We start from the raw sequence: 14335 nt of genomic DNA, 5'->3' as shown, positions 1-14335 counted from the left end.
CATCATGCGGGACCTGTTGTTTCTGCCTCATCGGATTCCGTATCCGCCCAACAAGGGCGACAAGATACGCGCCTACCACGTGCTGCGCTACCTGCAGCGCCACTTCCGCGTGCACCTCGGCACCTTCATCGACCGCGCCGAGGACCTGCGCTACGCCGAGCACCTGGCCGCCGGTTGCGCCAGCTCGTGCTTCATCCGCACCCATCCGCGCTGGGCACGCCTGTCGAGCCTGCGCGGGCTGGTCACCGACGAGCCGCTCAGCCTGCCATATTTCCGCAGCGCCCGGCTGCAACGCTGGGTCAACCGCACGCTCGACGCCCACGCCATCGGCACCGCGCTGGCGTTCTCCGGGCCGATGGCGCAATACCTGCCGTCCGAGAGCGAGCACGGCCCGCTGATGCGCGTCATGGACCTGGTCGATGTCGACTCGGAAAAATGGCAGGGCTACGCCGACGGCAAGACTTGGCCGCTGTCGATGCTGTACCGCCGCGAAGGCACGCAATTGCTCGAGTACGAGCGCCTCGTCGCCAAGGGCTTCGACCAGGTGATGCTGGTGTCGCGCGCGGAGGCGTCGCTGTTCCGGCTGCGCGCGCCCGAGGCGGACCACAAGATCGACTACTTCAACAACGGCGTCGACAGCGAGTACTTCTCCCCGCGGCACAAGCTTGCCAGCCCCTATGCGACCGCGCGCGTGGTGGCGTTGACCGGCGCCATGGATTACGCGCCCAATATCGAGGCGGCGATCTGGTTCGCCGAGCGCGTGATGCCGTCGCTGCGGCTGCGGTTCCCGGAGCTTCAGTTCCACATCGTCGGCTCCCGTCCCGCGTACAGCCTGCTGGCCCTCAAGCGCCTGCCGGGCGTGTTCGTCAGCGGCACCGTCCCCGACATCCGCCCCTATCTGCGCCATGCCGCCGTGATCGTCGCGCCGCTGCACATCGGCCGTGGCGTGCAAAACAAGGTGCTGGAGGCGATGGCGATGCAAAAGACCGTCATCGCCACGCCGCAGGCGCTGGAGGGCATCGGCGCCGCCGTCGGCACCGAGGTGCTGCGCGCGGCCGACGCCGGCGAATTTATTTACCATGTCGGGCGCGAGTTGGCCTCGCCGTCCGACATCGGTGTGGCCGCGCGCCGCAGGATACTGCGCGACTACCGCTGGGACGCCAATTTGCAACGACTGGGCGCGGCGCTGGGCGTGGAGGACGCCGGCCAGACGGATCTGGCGGACCAGGCGCTCCCGCTGGAAAGCCAGGACGGCCGCGTCGCGCGGGACGCGGCCGTCCTGGCGGAGAAGGCCCTATGAGCGCCGATCCCGCGACCCTGTTGTCGCCCGTGCGCAGGCCGCGGGCCAAGCCGGCCGCGGTGGCCGCCCGCGCGGTCGCCCACGTCTGCGTGGCGTTCGCGCTGTGCGCCGTGCTGCTGATGCATCTCGCCACGCTCGACGCCATCGTCGGCGTATGGCTGGTGTCGGAGACTTTCGCCCACGGCTTCGTAATCCCGCCCATCGTCGGATGGATGATCTGGCGCCGGCGCCGCCACCTCTCGACCCTGCCCGTCAAGCCGGCGCCGCCGGCGCTGTTCGCGCTGGCAGCGCTCGGCGCGCTGTGGCTGCTGTCGGCGGTCGCCAACGTCCACGTGCTGCAACAGTATTGCCTGGCACTCATGCTGGGCGCGACCGTGCTGGCCCTGCTCGGCACGCGCTACACCCGCGCCATCGCGTTTCCGCTTTGCTATTTGTTGCTCGCGGTGCCGTTCGGCGAGATCTTCATCCCGCCGCTGATCGAGTTCACCGCCCGCTGCACGGTGTTGCTGCTGCAGCTGTCGGGCATTCCGGTATTCCGCGAAAACAACTTCCTGTCCTTGCCAAGCGGAAACTGGTCGGTGGTCGAGGCGTGCAGCGGCCTGCGCTACCTGATCGCCTCGCTGGCGCTGGGCGCCATGTACGCGTACACGACCTACCGCAGCCTGCGGCGGCGCCTGCTGTTCATCGCCGTCTCGGCGGTCGTGCCGGTGCTCGCCAACGCCCTGCGCGCCTTTTTGATCGTGCTGATCGGCCACTGCAGCGATATGACCCTGGCGATCGGCATCGACCACCTGATTTACGGCTGGGTCTTCTTCGGGGTGGTGTCGGCCGTCCTGTTCTGGGTCGGCGCGCGCTGGCGCGAGACTGACGGCAGCGACGACAGCGGCGGCGGCAAGCCGGCCGCGCGGCAACGCGCCGTGCCGGGCATCTCGGCCAGCCTTGCCGCGCCGGGCACAACCAGCTTCGTACGGATGGCCGTCGCCGTGGTCGGGGTCGCCGCGATCTGGCCGCTGCTGGCGCACGTCGCGCTGCGGCCCGCCGCGCCGGACCAGCTGCCCGCGCCGCCGCTGACGGTGTCGCCGCCGCCGGCGCCATGGCGCGCCAGTCCGATGCAAACCACCGACTGGCACGTGCTGCACATGGGCCGGCCGCAACGCTGGTCGTTCAACTACAGCGACGGCCGCCGCACGGTGTCGCTGCAGCTGACCTGGTACCGCCACCAGGTCCGGCATTCGGAGCTGCTGGCGGCGGTGCGCCGCAAGGTGGTCGACGGCATGCCGCGTTGGAATGAAATCAGCACCATGCGGCGCGACATCAGCGTCGGCGGCCGCAAGCTGACCGTCCTGCAAAGCGTCGAGCAGGCCGCCGGCGTCAAGCTGCTGGTGTGGCGCTGGTACCGGCAGGACGGCGTCGACACCGCCAGTCCACAACTGATGAAGCTGATGCTGGCGAAAAGCAAACTGCTGGGCGGCGACGACAGCGGCGCCGAGATCGTGCTGGCGTCCGCCTACGACGAGGAAGCCGGCGTCGCCGAGCGCGCCATGCACGATCTGCTGCTGGCGATGCGGCCGGCCATCGACCAGGGATTGCGCCATGTCGCCGCACGCTGATGCCGCCTGCGCACCGCTGATCGTCCATCTGATCCACCAGCTGGAAGTGGGCGGACTGGAAAACGGCCTGGTGAACCTGATCAACAACCTGCCGCCGGACCGCTATCGCCACGCCATAGTCTGCATGAAGGACGACAGCGACTTTTCGCGGCGCATCCGCCGTCCCGGCGTCGAGATCATCAGCATCAACAAACGCGAGGGAAAAGACTGGGCGCACTATTTCCGTCTGTTCCGCACGCTCAGACGCTTGCAGCCATTGCTGATCCACACCCGCAACCTGTCCAGCCTCGAGGGACAACTGCTGGCGGCGGCGGCCGGCGTGCGGCTGCGCGTGCATGGCGAACACGGCCGCGACATGAAGGACCTGTACGGCCGCAAGCTGCGCTACCGCCTGTTGCGCAAGCTGCTGCGGCCGTTGATCGGCCACTTCATCGCCGTCAGCAAGGACCTCGAGGCGTGGCTGGTGGGCACCATCGGCGCCCGCCCGCAAAGCGTCACCCACATCCGCAACGGCGTCGACAGCGTCCACTTCCACCCCAGGCTGGGGCCGCCGGCCGCCGTCGGCCCGGACGGCTTCCTCGGCGAGGATTCCTTCGTCATCGGCAGCGTCGGGCGCATGGTCGAGGTCAAGGATTACATGTCGCTGGTGCACGCCTTCCTGTTGCTGCTGGCGGAGGACGAAATGGCGCAGGAACAGATGCGCCTGATGATCATCGGCGACGGCCCCTGCCGCCAGGCCTGCCTCGACCTGCTATACCAGGCGGGCGTATCGCACCTGGCGTGGCTGCCCGGCACCCGCGACGACATCTCGCAACTGATGCGCACGATGGACGTGTTCGCGCTGCCGTCGCTGGCCGAGGGCACCTCCAACACCATCCTCGAAGCGATGGCCACCGGGCTGCCGGTGGTGGCGACGGCCGTCGGCGGCAACGCCGATGTGGTCCAAAGCGGCTGGACCGGCACGCTGGTGCCGCCGCGCAGCCCGGAACTGCTGGCCGACGCCATCGGCGCCTACTACCGCATTCCCGGACTGGCCGCCCACCACGGCATCCACGGGCGCCGCCGCGTGCTCGCCGAATTCAGCCTCATGGCGATGGCCGACGCCTACCTCGCCGTCTACGACAGGCTCACCCAATTGCCCCCGATGAAAGGATAGCCATGTGTGCGATCGCCGGCATATTTGATCTGTATCGACAGCCCGACATCGACACCGGGCTCCTGCAGCGCATGACCGACGTCCAGGCCCACCGCGGCCCCGATGAAAGCGGCGTGCATCGCGAACCCGGCATCGGCCTCGGCCATCGCCGGCTCGCCATCATCGACCTCAAGAGCGGCCAGCAACCGCTGTTCAACGAAGACCACACGGTGGTGGTCGTCTATAACGGTGAAATCTACAACTTTCCGGCGCTCAAGCGCGAGCTGGAACAGTTCGGCCACATCTTCCGCACCCATTGCGACACCGAGGTCATCGTGCACGCCTGGGAACAATGGGGCGAGCGTTGCGTGCATCACTTCCGCGGCATGTTCGCCTTCGCGCTGTGGGACCGCAAGCAGCAAGCGCTGTTCCTGGCGCGCGACCGGCTCGGCGTCAAGCCGCTGCACTACGCGCTGCTCGACGACGGCCAACTGGTGTTCGCCTCGGAGATGAAGGCGCTGCTGGCGCACAGCCGCGTGCGCCGAGAGCTCGATCCGCTGGCTGTCGAGGACTATTTCGCCTACGGCTACATCCCCGAGCCGCGCACCATCTTCCGCCAGATCCGCAAGCTGGAACCGGGCCACACCTTGCTGGTGCGCAAAGGCAGCTCGCCCGGCCTGCCCAAGCGCTACTGGGACGTGCCGTTCAAGCCGCACCGCCTGGTCAGCCCCGAGCACGCCGCCGACGAACTGGTCGCGCGCCTGCGGGAGGCCGTCAGCATCCGCATGGTGGCCGAGGTGCCGCTGGGGGCCTTCCTGTCGGGCGGCATCGATTCGAGCGCCGTGGTCGCCATGATGGCGCAGGAATCCTCGCGCCCGGTCAACACTTGCTCGATCGCCTTCGGCGACACCAGGTTCGACGAGTCGCCGTACGCGCAGTTGGTGGCCGAGCGCTACCAGACCAACCACCACAGCCAGCGCGTCGAACAGCACGACGCCGACCTGATCGACCACCTGGCCTGCCTGTACGACGAACCGTTCGCCGACAGTTCGGCCCTGCCCACCTACCGCGTCTGCCAACTGGCGCGCCAGCGCGTGACGGTGGCGCTGTCCGGCGACGGCGGCGACGAGAACCTGGCCGGCTACCGCCGCTACCGCTGGCACCTGCACGAGGAGCGGTTCCGCTCGATGCTGCCGCTGTCGGTGCGCAAGCCGGTGTTCGGCGCGCTGGGGCGCATGTACCCGAAGGCCGACTGGGCGCCGCGTCCGCTGCGCGCCAAGACCACCTTCGAGGGACTGGCGCGCGATTCGGTGGCGGCGTATTTCCACGGCGTCTCCATCATGAGCGACCAGATGCGCATGAAACTGTTCAGCCCCTCCCTGCGCCGCAACATCGGCCAGTACCGCGCGGTGGAAGTGCTGCGCAAGCACGCGGCGGCCTGCCCGGCCGACGACGCGCTGTCGCTGATCCAGTACCTGGACCTGAAAACCTATCTGCCGGGCGACATCCTGACCAAGGTCGACCGCGCCAGCATGGCGCACGGGCTGGAAGTGCGCGTGCCCTTGCTCGACCACCAACTGGTCGAATGGATCTCCGGGCTGCCGCCGTCGCTCAAGCTGCAGCGCGGCGTCGGCAAATACCTGTTCAAGAAGGGCCTGGAACCCTATCTCCCACAGGAAATACTCTACCGCGACAAGATGGGCTTCTCGGTGCCGCTGGCCGACTGGTTCCGCGGCCCGCTGGGACCGCGCCTGCAACGCTGCCTGAACAGCCCGGTGCTGGCCGACTGCGGCCTGTTCAATCTGGCCCACGTGCGCGAACTGATGGCGCAGCACCAGTCCGGACGGCGCGACCACAGCGCGCCGTTGTGGTCGCTGATGATGTTCGAATCCTTCCTGCGCCAGATGCTGGACACGCCGAACCAATCGACCGAAAGGCAAGCGGCATGAGCATGCGGATCCTGCACATACTCGACCATTCGGCGCCGCTGCACAGCGGCTACACCTTCCGCACCCTGGCGATATTGAACCAGCAGCGCAAGCTGGGCTGGCAAACGTTCCACCTGACCGGCGCCAAGCAAAGCCTGTACTCGGCCGGATCTTCAACCGAACCGGCGGACTCCCCCGGCACCGCGCCGGCGGCCGAGCAGGAGATCGATGGCTGGCGCTTTTTCCGCACCGCGCCGTTGCGGCAATGGTGGGCGCGGCTGCCGGTGCTGCGCCAGGTCGGGGTGATCGCCGGCCTGCACCACCGCCTGCTTGAAGTCGCCGGGAAAGTCAAGCCGCACATCCTACACGCCCACTCGCCGGCGCTGAACGCGGTCGCGGCCTTGCGCGTCGGCCGCGCGCTCGGCATTCCGGTCGTCTATGAGATCCGCGCGTTCTGGGAGGACGCCGCCGCCGACCACGGCACCAGCCGGGCGGGCGGCCTGCGTTACCGGCTGACGCGCGCGCTGGAAAACCATGTGTTGAAGCGCGCCGACGCCGTCACCACCATTTGCGAAGGCTTGCGTACCGACATCGTGGCGCGCGGCATCCCGGCGGCCAAGGTGACGGTGATACCGAACGCCGTCGACAGCGGCCGTTTCAGCGGCAACGCCCCACCGGACGCGCTGCTGGCGCACTCGCTGGGCCTGACCGGCCACCTGGTGCTCGGCTTCATCGGCTCGTTCTACGCGTATGAGGGACTGGCGCTGCTGATCCGGGCGCTGCCGCGCATGCTGGCGGCGGTGCCGTCGCTGCAACTGCTGCTGGTGGGCGGCGGACCTCAGGAGGACGAACTGAAGGCGCTGGCCGTGGAACTGCGGGTCGAGCGGCGCGTCAAGTTCGCCGGCCGGGTAGCGCACGACAAGGTGGACGATTACTACCGGATCGTCGACATCCTGGTCTATCCGCGCCTGCCGATGCGCCTGACCGAACTGGTCACGCCGCTCAAGCCGCTGGAAGCGATGGCGCAGGGGCGGCTGATCGTCGCCTCGGACGTCGGCGGCCACCGGGAGATGATCGAGCACGGCAAGACCGGCATGCTGTTCCAGGCCGGCGACGCCAACGCGCTCGCCGACGGGGTGATCGGCCTGGTGCGCCAGGTGCAAGCGTGGCCGACGCTGCGCGCCCAGGCGCGCGCCTACGTCGAAAACGAGCGCAACTGGCGCGGCAGCGTGGCCCGCTACGGCGCTATCTATCGGCGCCTGGCGGCCCCGCGCACATGAACGAACCCGACAAGAACAAGCCGTGCGACGGCCTGTATGGCGCCCCCGGCCGCCAAGCGGCGCATGACCTGCATCCGCTGCGCATTGCGCTGGTCGGACCGCTGCCGCCGCCGGCCGGCGGCATCGCCAACCAGACCGTGCAACTGGCGGCGCTGCTGCGCGCCGCCGGCGCCGAGGTCGAAGTGCTTCAGGTCAACCCGCCGTGGCCGTCATGGATCGCGCGCCTGCGCGGCGTGCGCGCCGCCGTGCGCCTGTTGCCGTATCTGTGGCGGTTGTGGCAGGCGGCCGGCCGCGTCCAGTTGCTGCATGTGATGGCGAACTCCGGCTGGTCCTGGCATCTGTTCGCCGCGCCGGCGATCTGGATCGGCCGCCTGCGCGGCAAAGGCGTGGTCGTCAACTATCGCGGCGGCGAGGCGCAGCCCTTCCTGGCCCGCAGCGCCGGCCTGGTGCGCTTCAGCCTGCGCCGGGCCGACGCCGTCATCGTGCCATCGGGTTTCCTGGCCGAGGTCTTCGATCGTCATGGCATCGTCGTCCAGATCGTCCCCAACATCGTCGACCTCGCGCGCTTCCGGCCGTCCCCGGAGCAAACGCCCAAGCCCGCCGGCGGCGCCGCGATCCTGGTGGCGCGCCACCTCGAGCCGCTGTACGACAACGCCAGCGCGCTGCGCGCCTTCGCGACGGTCCGCCGGGCACTACCGCACGCACGCCTGACCATCTGCGGCGAAGGGCCGGACCTGCCGCGCCTGCAAGCGCTTACCGATGAGCTCGATCTGCGGGACGCCGTCCGTTTCGCCGGCAAGACCGAGCACGCCGTCATGGCCGGCTTGTACCGGCAGTCCGATCTGGTCCTGAACCCCAGCCTGGCCGACAACATGCCGAGCTCGGTGCTGGAGGCCTGGTCGAGCGGCGTGCCGGTGGTCAGCACCGATGTCGGCGGCATCCCCTATTTGATGACGCACGACGTCAACGGCCTGCTGGTGCCGCCGGGCGACGCTGGCGCGATGGCGCGGGCGATGCTGTCGCTGCTGCGCGACGAGCGCAAGGCCGAACGGCTCATCATCGAGGGACTGTTGCAAGCGCGGCGCTACAGCTGGGAGCGGGTCGCGCCGTTGCTGATGGCGCAGTATCGGCGCGTGCTCAAGCGGCCACCCGCGTCGGGCTACACGGCGTGGGCGTCCAAGCTGCTGTTTCCGCTGCACGAGCTGCTCAAGCGCCACCACAGCAGCGCCTTGCTCCGGCGTATGGAGCAAAGCCAATGGTTGCCCGCGCGTGACATCGAAGCCTTGCAATTGCGACAGCTGAAAGCGTTGCTGTTGCACGCTTCTCAACACGTGCCGTATTACCGCCGGCAATTCGCGGAGCTAAGCTTCGACGCCAAAAAGGTGCACGACCTGCGCGATCTGCGCGCCCTGCCGGTACTGCGCAAGTGCGATATCAACGACCACCGCGAACAGTTCATCGCCTCGACCGCCGGCCCGCTGCAACGCTTCACCACGGGCGGCTCCAGCGGCGAGCCGCTGATTTTCTATCTAGGCAAGGAACGCGTCAGCCATGACGTCGCGGCCAAATGGCGCGCCACGCGCTGGTGGGGCGTCGATATCGGCGACCGCGAAGCGGTGCTGTGGGGCTCGCCGATCGAACTGAAGGCGCAGGACCACTGGCGCGCCCGCCGCGACCGTCTGTTACGCAGCACCTTGCTGCCGGCCTTCGACCTGTCGCCCGCCCGCATGGACAAGCATCTGGCGCTGCTGAAGCGGCGGCGCCCGGCGATGCTGTTCGGCTATCCGTCGGTCATGAGCCTGCTGGTGCGGCACGCCCAGGCGCGCGGCATCGCGCTCGACGGCATCGGCGTCAAGGTCGTGTTCGCCACGGCGGAACGGCTGTACGAGGAACAACGCGCGCTGCTCTCCACCGCGTTCGGCGCGCCGGTCGCCAACGGCTATGGCGGTCGCGATTCCGGCTTCCTCGCCCACGAATGTCCGGAAGGCGGCATGCACATCACGGCCGAGGACGTCATTGTCGAAATCCTCGACCAGCGCGGCCGGCCGGTCAAGCCCGGCGACAGCGGCGCCATCGTCGTCACCCACCTCGCCAGCGGCGAGTTTCCGTTCATCCGTTATGAAACGGGCGACATCGGCGCGCTCGACACGCAGCCGTGCCGCTGCGGGCGCGGCCTGCCCCTGCTCAAGCGCATCGAAGGCCGGGTGACCGACTTCGTCGTCGCCCGCGACGGCACCCTCATGCACGGCCTGGCGCTGATCTATATCCTGCGCGACCTGCCGCAGGTGCGCGCCTTCAAGATCATCCAGGAAAGCCTGGATTGCACCCGCGTCCTGCTAGTGAGCGTGGACGGCCTGCCGGCGTCGCTGCGCCTGGGCATAGTCAGCCAGTTCCGCGCGCGGCTGGGCGCATCGGTCGAGATTTTGATCCACGAGGTGACCACCATTCCGGCCGAAGCCTCCGGCAAGCACCGCTACGTCATCAGCAAAGTGGCCGGTCATTGACACCCCGAGAAAGGAACGCCCATGCCCACCCTCGCCTACTCCGCCGGAACCCTGACGTTGCTGGTGCTCGCGCTGTACATGCTGCACAAGCTGCGGCTGGTCCACATCCTGCTGCACGATGTCAGGGACCAGTCGCACCATGACAGCGCCGGCCTGTTTCGCCAGATGGAGGCGCTGCAGGGCCTGTACGTGGAACTCGACCTGAAGCACAGCCTGCCGCCGACGCGCGGCTGGGCGGCGTCGCCCGATATCCTGCTGGAGCTGGCGCGGCACGCCCGCTCGGCCAGGCCGGCGACGGTGGTCGAATGCAGCAGCGGCACCTCGACCCTGGTGCTGGCGCGCTGCATGCAGATGAATGGCGCCGGCATGGTGTTCAGCCTCGAACACGACCCCGAGTATGCGCGGCTGACGCGCGCCCAGCTGCGGCGCCACGGGCTGGAGGCCTGGGCGCAAGTGCTGGACGCGCCATTGCGCCCGCACCTGCTCAACGACGAGAAATGGCCCTGGTATGACATTTCCTCCCTGCCCGCCTGGCTGGAGATCGACCTGCTGGTCATCGACGGACCGCCGCAGGCGACGCGCTCGCTGGCGCGCTATCCCGCCGGCCCGCTCCTGTTCAAGTCGCTGGCCCGGGGCGCCAGCGTCTTCCTGGACGACGCCGCCCGTCCCGACGAACGCACGGTCCTGCAGCGCTGGCAAAAGGAATTCCCGGCGCTCGATCAATCGAGCCGGCCCTGCGAAAAGGGTTGCGCCGTTCTCAGCGTGCCGTAGGCGGCTGGCGCGCCGCCTCGGCCACGACGTCCAGCACCATCCGGCTTTCGTGCGGGTGCTCGACATGATAGCGGTCCCTGGCCGCGCGCTGGGCGGCCAGGTGCCCGGATATCGCACCCGGTGTCAGTTCGACGCCGAAATCGGCCGGCACATCGTCGTCGCGGCCGAACATGCGGTTCAGGATCATCCCGCCGACGTTGACCCGGTAATGCGACGTTTCCCAGAAATACAGCATGTCGGCGATGCCGCTCGCCTGCGGGATCGCTTCGGTGGTGATGCTGTTGAAGCCGGAGAAATCGAAGATGCGCGCATCGCAACCGGCCGCGCGGTGGCGCTGGCCCAGCCCGGCCAGTTGCCCCTGCCACGCTTCCATCGCCGCCCACTTGCCCGCCCGGTAAAGCGCGTCGGACGTCATCGCATGCGTCGGATTGATGTACAGCCGCACTTTGCCGCCCGCCTTGCACAGTTCGGCCAGGCTTTTATCCAGCGCGGACATCGCCTCGGCGGTCGGTCCCGTGCCCCGGATATACTCGCGCAGCCGGGGCACGACCGCGTTACCCGTGCCGCCCCAGCCGTCGATACGGTCGCGCACGCAGACGTCGTCGCGTTGGCCGTAAAACGCCAGGCTCGAATGACAGGATCGCCCGAACGTGCCCCGCAGCAGGCGGATCGAATCCACGGTCATGTCCGTCGTCAAGGCCCGTTTCACATTGATCAGGGCGCGCCGCACCAGATAAAAACGGTCGCTGGCCACCAGTTCGCGGTCGAAATCGGTATTGCCGGTCCCCATGGAAAATGAGGGCGCGTCGATGCCCCAGATGACCGTCTCCAGCCGGCTGACCGCGTTCGCATGGCGCACCATGGCGATGGCGTCACCCAGCGAGGCACCGGACAGGCCGCCGTTGAAGACAGCCTTTCCGGGGAAGAGCCTGGTACGCGTCGGCAGGCCGAGCTCGGTGCGGGAATTTCCGGCGTAGACGATGGCGGGCTGGAACTTGGCCAGCGCATAGGTCTTGCCCCAGGCGCTGAGCTTTTCTCGTCCGGGCCGCAGCTCCCGAACCCGCGGCGTGTCCCACTGGTGGGTCAGATAGGGGTCGACATGATAGTTCAGCAAGCCGACCGCGCAGGTCACCAGCGCGCCGGCGCCGGCAAAGATCGTCACATAGCTGCGCCATTCGGCCGGGGGATGCAGGGGCATGATCAGAATTGAAAATAGAGGAATTCACTGACCCTGTTCATGCTGAACAGGCAGCCGAGAAACACCAGCGAGAACGTCAGGCTCCAGGCGCGGGTGGGCGTCCAGGTCCACTGCGGCTTGCAGCCGCGGGCGATGACGTTGTCGATGGCGGGCGCGTAATGGCCGAAGATTTGCTGGGTATTCGGCGCCCGGAAAGCCAGCGCCAGGGCCAGCAGCAAGGTCGGCACGCCGGGTCCGCTGAAGTCGATCCAGCGGATTCCCGTAAAGGCCGGCTCCAGGCCGACCGCAAGCCAGGACGGCGCGTAGGCGGCCATGCCGCGCGGCAGCGCGACGCCGTTGCCGCCGGCCATGGCTAGCAGGATATCGCCCGCCGTCGCCAGGTCCGGCGCGCGGAATACCACCCAGGCCAGCATCACGGCGATGAACGTCAGGCCGCGCGCCCACCGCTGCCCGGGCAGTGGTCCGCCCAGCGCCAGCCAGGCGTGATGCAACACCAGATACAAGCCGTGCAAGGCGCCCCAGACGACGAAGGTCCAGCCGGCGCCGTGCCACAGACCGCCCAGCACCATGGTCAACAGCAGATTGCGGTAGCGCGCCACCCGCCCGCGACGGTTGCCGCCCAGCGGCACATACAGGTAGTCGCGCAGGAAGCGGGACAGCGTCATATGCCAGCGGCGCCAGAACTCGCTGATATTGGCCGCCTGATACGGCGAATTGAAGTTGAGCGGCAGCTTCACGCCGAACAGCCGCGACAGCCCGATCGCCATGTCGGAATAACCCGAGAAATCGAAGTAGAGCTGCATCGTGTAGGCCAGCGCGCCTATCCAGGCCTCGATCAGCCGTGGTTCCGCGCCGGGCGCGAACACCGGACCGACCAGCACCGACAAGGGATCGGCCAGCAGCACCTTTTTAGCCAGTCCCATGACGAAGATCGAGATACCGACGGCAAAGTCGGCGGCGTTCGGCCCCGGACGCGCGTCGAACTGCGGCATCATTTCCTTGTGATGCAGCACCGGACCGGCGATCAGGTGTGGAAAATAGCTGACGAACAAGGTGTAGTGGGTGAACCTGTACTCGCCGTCGCCGGCCAGCCCGCGATGGCAATCGACCAGGAAGGCGATTTGCGTGAACGTGAAAAAGGAGATGCCGATCGGCAGGATGATTTCCCAGCCTTGCAGCTGCGCCCCGGCCATCCGATTGAGGCTGGCGACGAAAAAGTTCGCGTACTTGTAATAGGCCAGCAAGGCCAGGTTGGCCGCCAGCCCGAACACCAGCCAGCGTTTGCGCAGGGCACCGGCGGCGCCGATGCGCATGCCGCACCAATAGTTGAACAGGATGGACGCCAGCAGCAGCGGCAGGTAGCGCGTATCCCAATAGCCGTAGAAGAACAGCGACACCAGCGCCAGCCAGGCTATGGTCCAGCGCGGCCGCCAGCGCGCCAACATGCAGTATCCCGCTAACACCACCGGCAAATACAGAAACAAAAAACCAAACGAATTAAACAACACGGCGCTCTTCCTGATTCGCGCAGTCGCGCCGGTGCAGCTCTTGGTAGCAATCGGCGATCTGCATGGCGACGCGCTGCCACGTGAATTTCTCCACCAGCGCCCGCACTTCGGCCCGCCGTGGCGGCCGCGCGACAAAATCGACGATGGCCGTGCACAAGGCGTCGGTGTCGTTCCAGCGCAACTGCCTCAGCGCAAAGCCGCTGGCCGGCAGGCTCAACGCACTTTCATTGGTCATCACGACCGGTGTGCCGGCGGCCAGCGCCTCCAGCACCACCAGCGGGTAGACTTCGCCCTGGCTGGGTAGCGCCAGCACCGAGGCGGCCGCGTAGGCGCTGGCCAGCAACGCATCGTTGTGGTCGAGCTGACCGAGCCAGTGCACCTTCGGCGAGGCCAGCAACTCCTGCAGGTAGTCCTCGTGCTGGCGCTGCGCGCTACCGATCAGCACGATGGGCAAATCGTGCTTTTCCAGCGCTTTGACCAGCGCCAGCTGATTCTTATACGGGGAGATCGCGCCGACCATCAACACAAACGGGCCGTTCAAGCCCGTATGGCGGACGAAAGCCTGGCGGTCCGAGCTGAAGAAGCGCGGACTGATGCCGTTGGGCAGCATCCGTATTTTTCCGCCGTCGGTACGGAAGCCATCGACGATGGCGGCCCGCTCGGCCGGCCCCAGCGCGATGACCATCTGCGCCAGTTGCAGCGCGCGCTTGGTCTGGGCGTAGCTGGTCTGCACATTCCAGCCCGTCAAATGGCCGGTCAAGCCATCGGCCAGCCTGGCGCGCAGTCCCGCCGCCTTGGTCCAACTGGGCGACAGCAAGGCCGACAACGCCACCGGCACGCCCATCTCGGTCGCCAGCTCCACCAGCCGGTAGTTGCCGTTGATGGCGGAAAACACATGGATGACGTCGAAACTGTCGAGCCGCTGATGGTTGGGATCGACCAGCTCGACCTGAAGCGCCGGGACCTTGAGCTGGCGCAGCGCGTCCATCGTCGAGCGCACTTGCACCTGCAAGCCGCCCTCGCGCTGGAACAGCATGGGATATGACAGGATTCCGACGCGCATACGCTATCCTTTTGCGGGTTGTTTGGTCAGCAGGGTCG

Annotated in this window: 10 protein-coding genes; 7 read left to right on the top strand and 3 right to left on the bottom strand. The window is 67.6% G+C overall.

The genetic code is table 11. From position 1 onward, the window contains the following. The first annotated feature begins 4 nt into the window (after nucleotides 1–4). From AC07P1_RS11135 to AC07P1_RS11105, 7 genes are read left to right on the top strand one after another with little or no spacing between them, the layout of a single operon-like run. Entirely contained in the window at nucleotides 5–1300 is a 1296-nt protein-coding gene (locus AC07P1_RS11135) for a TIGR03087 family PEP-CTERM/XrtA system glycosyltransferase (protein WP_494695861.1), read from the top strand. Next, on the top strand, nucleotides 1297–2910 hold the full coding sequence (gene xrtA, locus AC07P1_RS11130; RefSeq protein ID WP_494695860.1) for an exosortase A: 1614 nt from the start codon (nucleotides 1297–1299) through the stop codon (nucleotides 2908–2910). The genes AC07P1_RS11135 and xrtA overlap by 4 nt, the downstream gene beginning before the upstream one ends. Then, the gene (locus tag AC07P1_RS11125) at nucleotides 2894–4066 is read left to right on the top strand and encodes a TIGR03088 family PEP-CTERM/XrtA system glycosyltransferase (RefSeq protein ID WP_494695859.1); all 1173 of its coding nucleotides are present in this window, start codon (nucleotides 2894–2896) and stop codon (nucleotides 4064–4066) included. Before xrtA ends, AC07P1_RS11125 begins: the two co-directional genes overlap by 17 nt. A gap of 2 nt (nucleotides 4067–4068) precedes the next feature. Next, nucleotides 4069–5994: an XrtA/PEP-CTERM system amidotransferase gene (locus AC07P1_RS11120; protein ID WP_494695858.1), complete on the top strand. Its 1926-nt coding sequence runs from the start codon at nucleotides 4069–4071 to the stop codon at nucleotides 5992–5994. Between the two features lie 2 nt (nucleotides 5995–5996). After that, nucleotides 5997–7253: a TIGR04063 family PEP-CTERM/XrtA system glycosyltransferase gene (locus AC07P1_RS11115; protein WP_494695954.1), complete on the top strand. Its 1257-nt coding sequence runs from the start codon at nucleotides 5997–5999 to the stop codon at nucleotides 7251–7253. Next, on the top strand, nucleotides 7250–9757 hold the full coding sequence (locus AC07P1_RS11110; protein ID WP_494695857.1) for a glycosyltransferase: 2508 nt from the start codon (nucleotides 7250–7252) through the stop codon (nucleotides 9755–9757). The genes AC07P1_RS11115 and AC07P1_RS11110 overlap by 4 nt, the downstream gene beginning before the upstream one ends. Nucleotides 9758–9778: 21 nt before the next feature. Continuing rightward, nucleotides 9779–10528 carry a class I SAM-dependent methyltransferase gene (locus AC07P1_RS11105; protein ID WP_494695856.1) on the top strand — a complete coding sequence of 250 codons (750 nt, stop codon included), beginning with the start codon at nucleotides 9779–9781 and terminating at the stop codon, nucleotides 10526–10528. Here AC07P1_RS11105 and AC07P1_RS11100 read toward each other — a convergent pair. Genes AC07P1_RS11100 through AC07P1_RS11090 form a run of 3 tightly spaced genes read right to left on the bottom strand, consistent with a single transcriptional unit; the run spans nucleotide 10515 to nucleotide 14297 of the window. Further along, on the bottom strand, nucleotides 10515–11726 hold the full coding sequence (locus AC07P1_RS11100; protein WP_494695855.1) for a hypothetical protein: 1212 nt from the start codon (nucleotides 11724–11726) through the stop codon (nucleotides 10515–10517). The genes AC07P1_RS11105 and AC07P1_RS11100 overlap by 14 nt on opposite strands. 2 nt (nucleotides 11727–11728) lie before the next feature. After that, the gene (locus AC07P1_RS11095; protein WP_494695854.1) at nucleotides 11729–13234 is read right to left on the bottom strand and encodes an MBOAT family O-acyltransferase; all 1506 of its coding nucleotides are present in this window, start codon (nucleotides 13232–13234) and stop codon (nucleotides 11729–11731) included. Then, nucleotides 13224–14297, bottom strand: coding sequence for a glycosyltransferase family 4 protein (locus AC07P1_RS11090; protein WP_494695853.1), 1074 nt, complete (start codon nucleotides 14295–14297; stop codon nucleotides 13224–13226). Before AC07P1_RS11090 ends, AC07P1_RS11095 begins: the two co-directional genes overlap by 11 nt. Nucleotides 14298–14335: the final 38 nt, after the last annotated feature.

Source organism: Duganella sp. GW821-FHT07F09 (assembly GCF_059418705.1).
This window is presented reverse-complemented; position numbering and strand designations above follow the sequence as displayed.

Bases quoted from the DNA above. Each gene is read 5' to 3' on its own strand.
- AC07P1_RS11135 (WP_494695861.1), top strand. From the start codon at position 5: ATGCGGGACCTGTTGTTTCTGCCTCATCGGATTCCGTATCCGCCCAAC.
- xrtA (WP_494695860.1), top strand. From the start codon at position 1,297: ATGAGCGCCGATCCCGCGACCCTGTTGTCGCCCGTGCGCAGGCCGCGG.
- AC07P1_RS11125 (WP_494695859.1), top strand. From the start codon at position 2,894: ATGTCGCCGCACGCTGATGCCGCCTGCGCACCGCTGATCGTCCATCTG.
- AC07P1_RS11120 (WP_494695858.1), top strand. From the start codon at position 4,069: ATGTGTGCGATCGCCGGCATATTTGATCTGTATCGACAGCCCGACATC.
- AC07P1_RS11115 (WP_494695954.1), top strand. From the start codon at position 5,997: ATGCGGATCCTGCACATACTCGACCATTCGGCGCCGCTGCACAGCGGC.
- AC07P1_RS11110 (WP_494695857.1), top strand. From the start codon at position 7,250: ATGAACGAACCCGACAAGAACAAGCCGTGCGACGGCCTGTATGGCGCC.
- AC07P1_RS11105 (WP_494695856.1), top strand. From the start codon at position 9,779: ATGCCCACCCTCGCCTACTCCGCCGGAACCCTGACGTTGCTGGTGCTC.
- AC07P1_RS11100 (WP_494695855.1), bottom strand. From the start codon at position 11,726: ATGCCCCTGCATCCCCCGGCCGAATGGCGCAGCTATGTGACGATCTTT.
- AC07P1_RS11090 (WP_494695853.1), bottom strand. From the start codon at position 14,297: ATGCGCGTCGGAATCCTGTCATATCCCATGCTGTTCCAGCGCGAGGGC.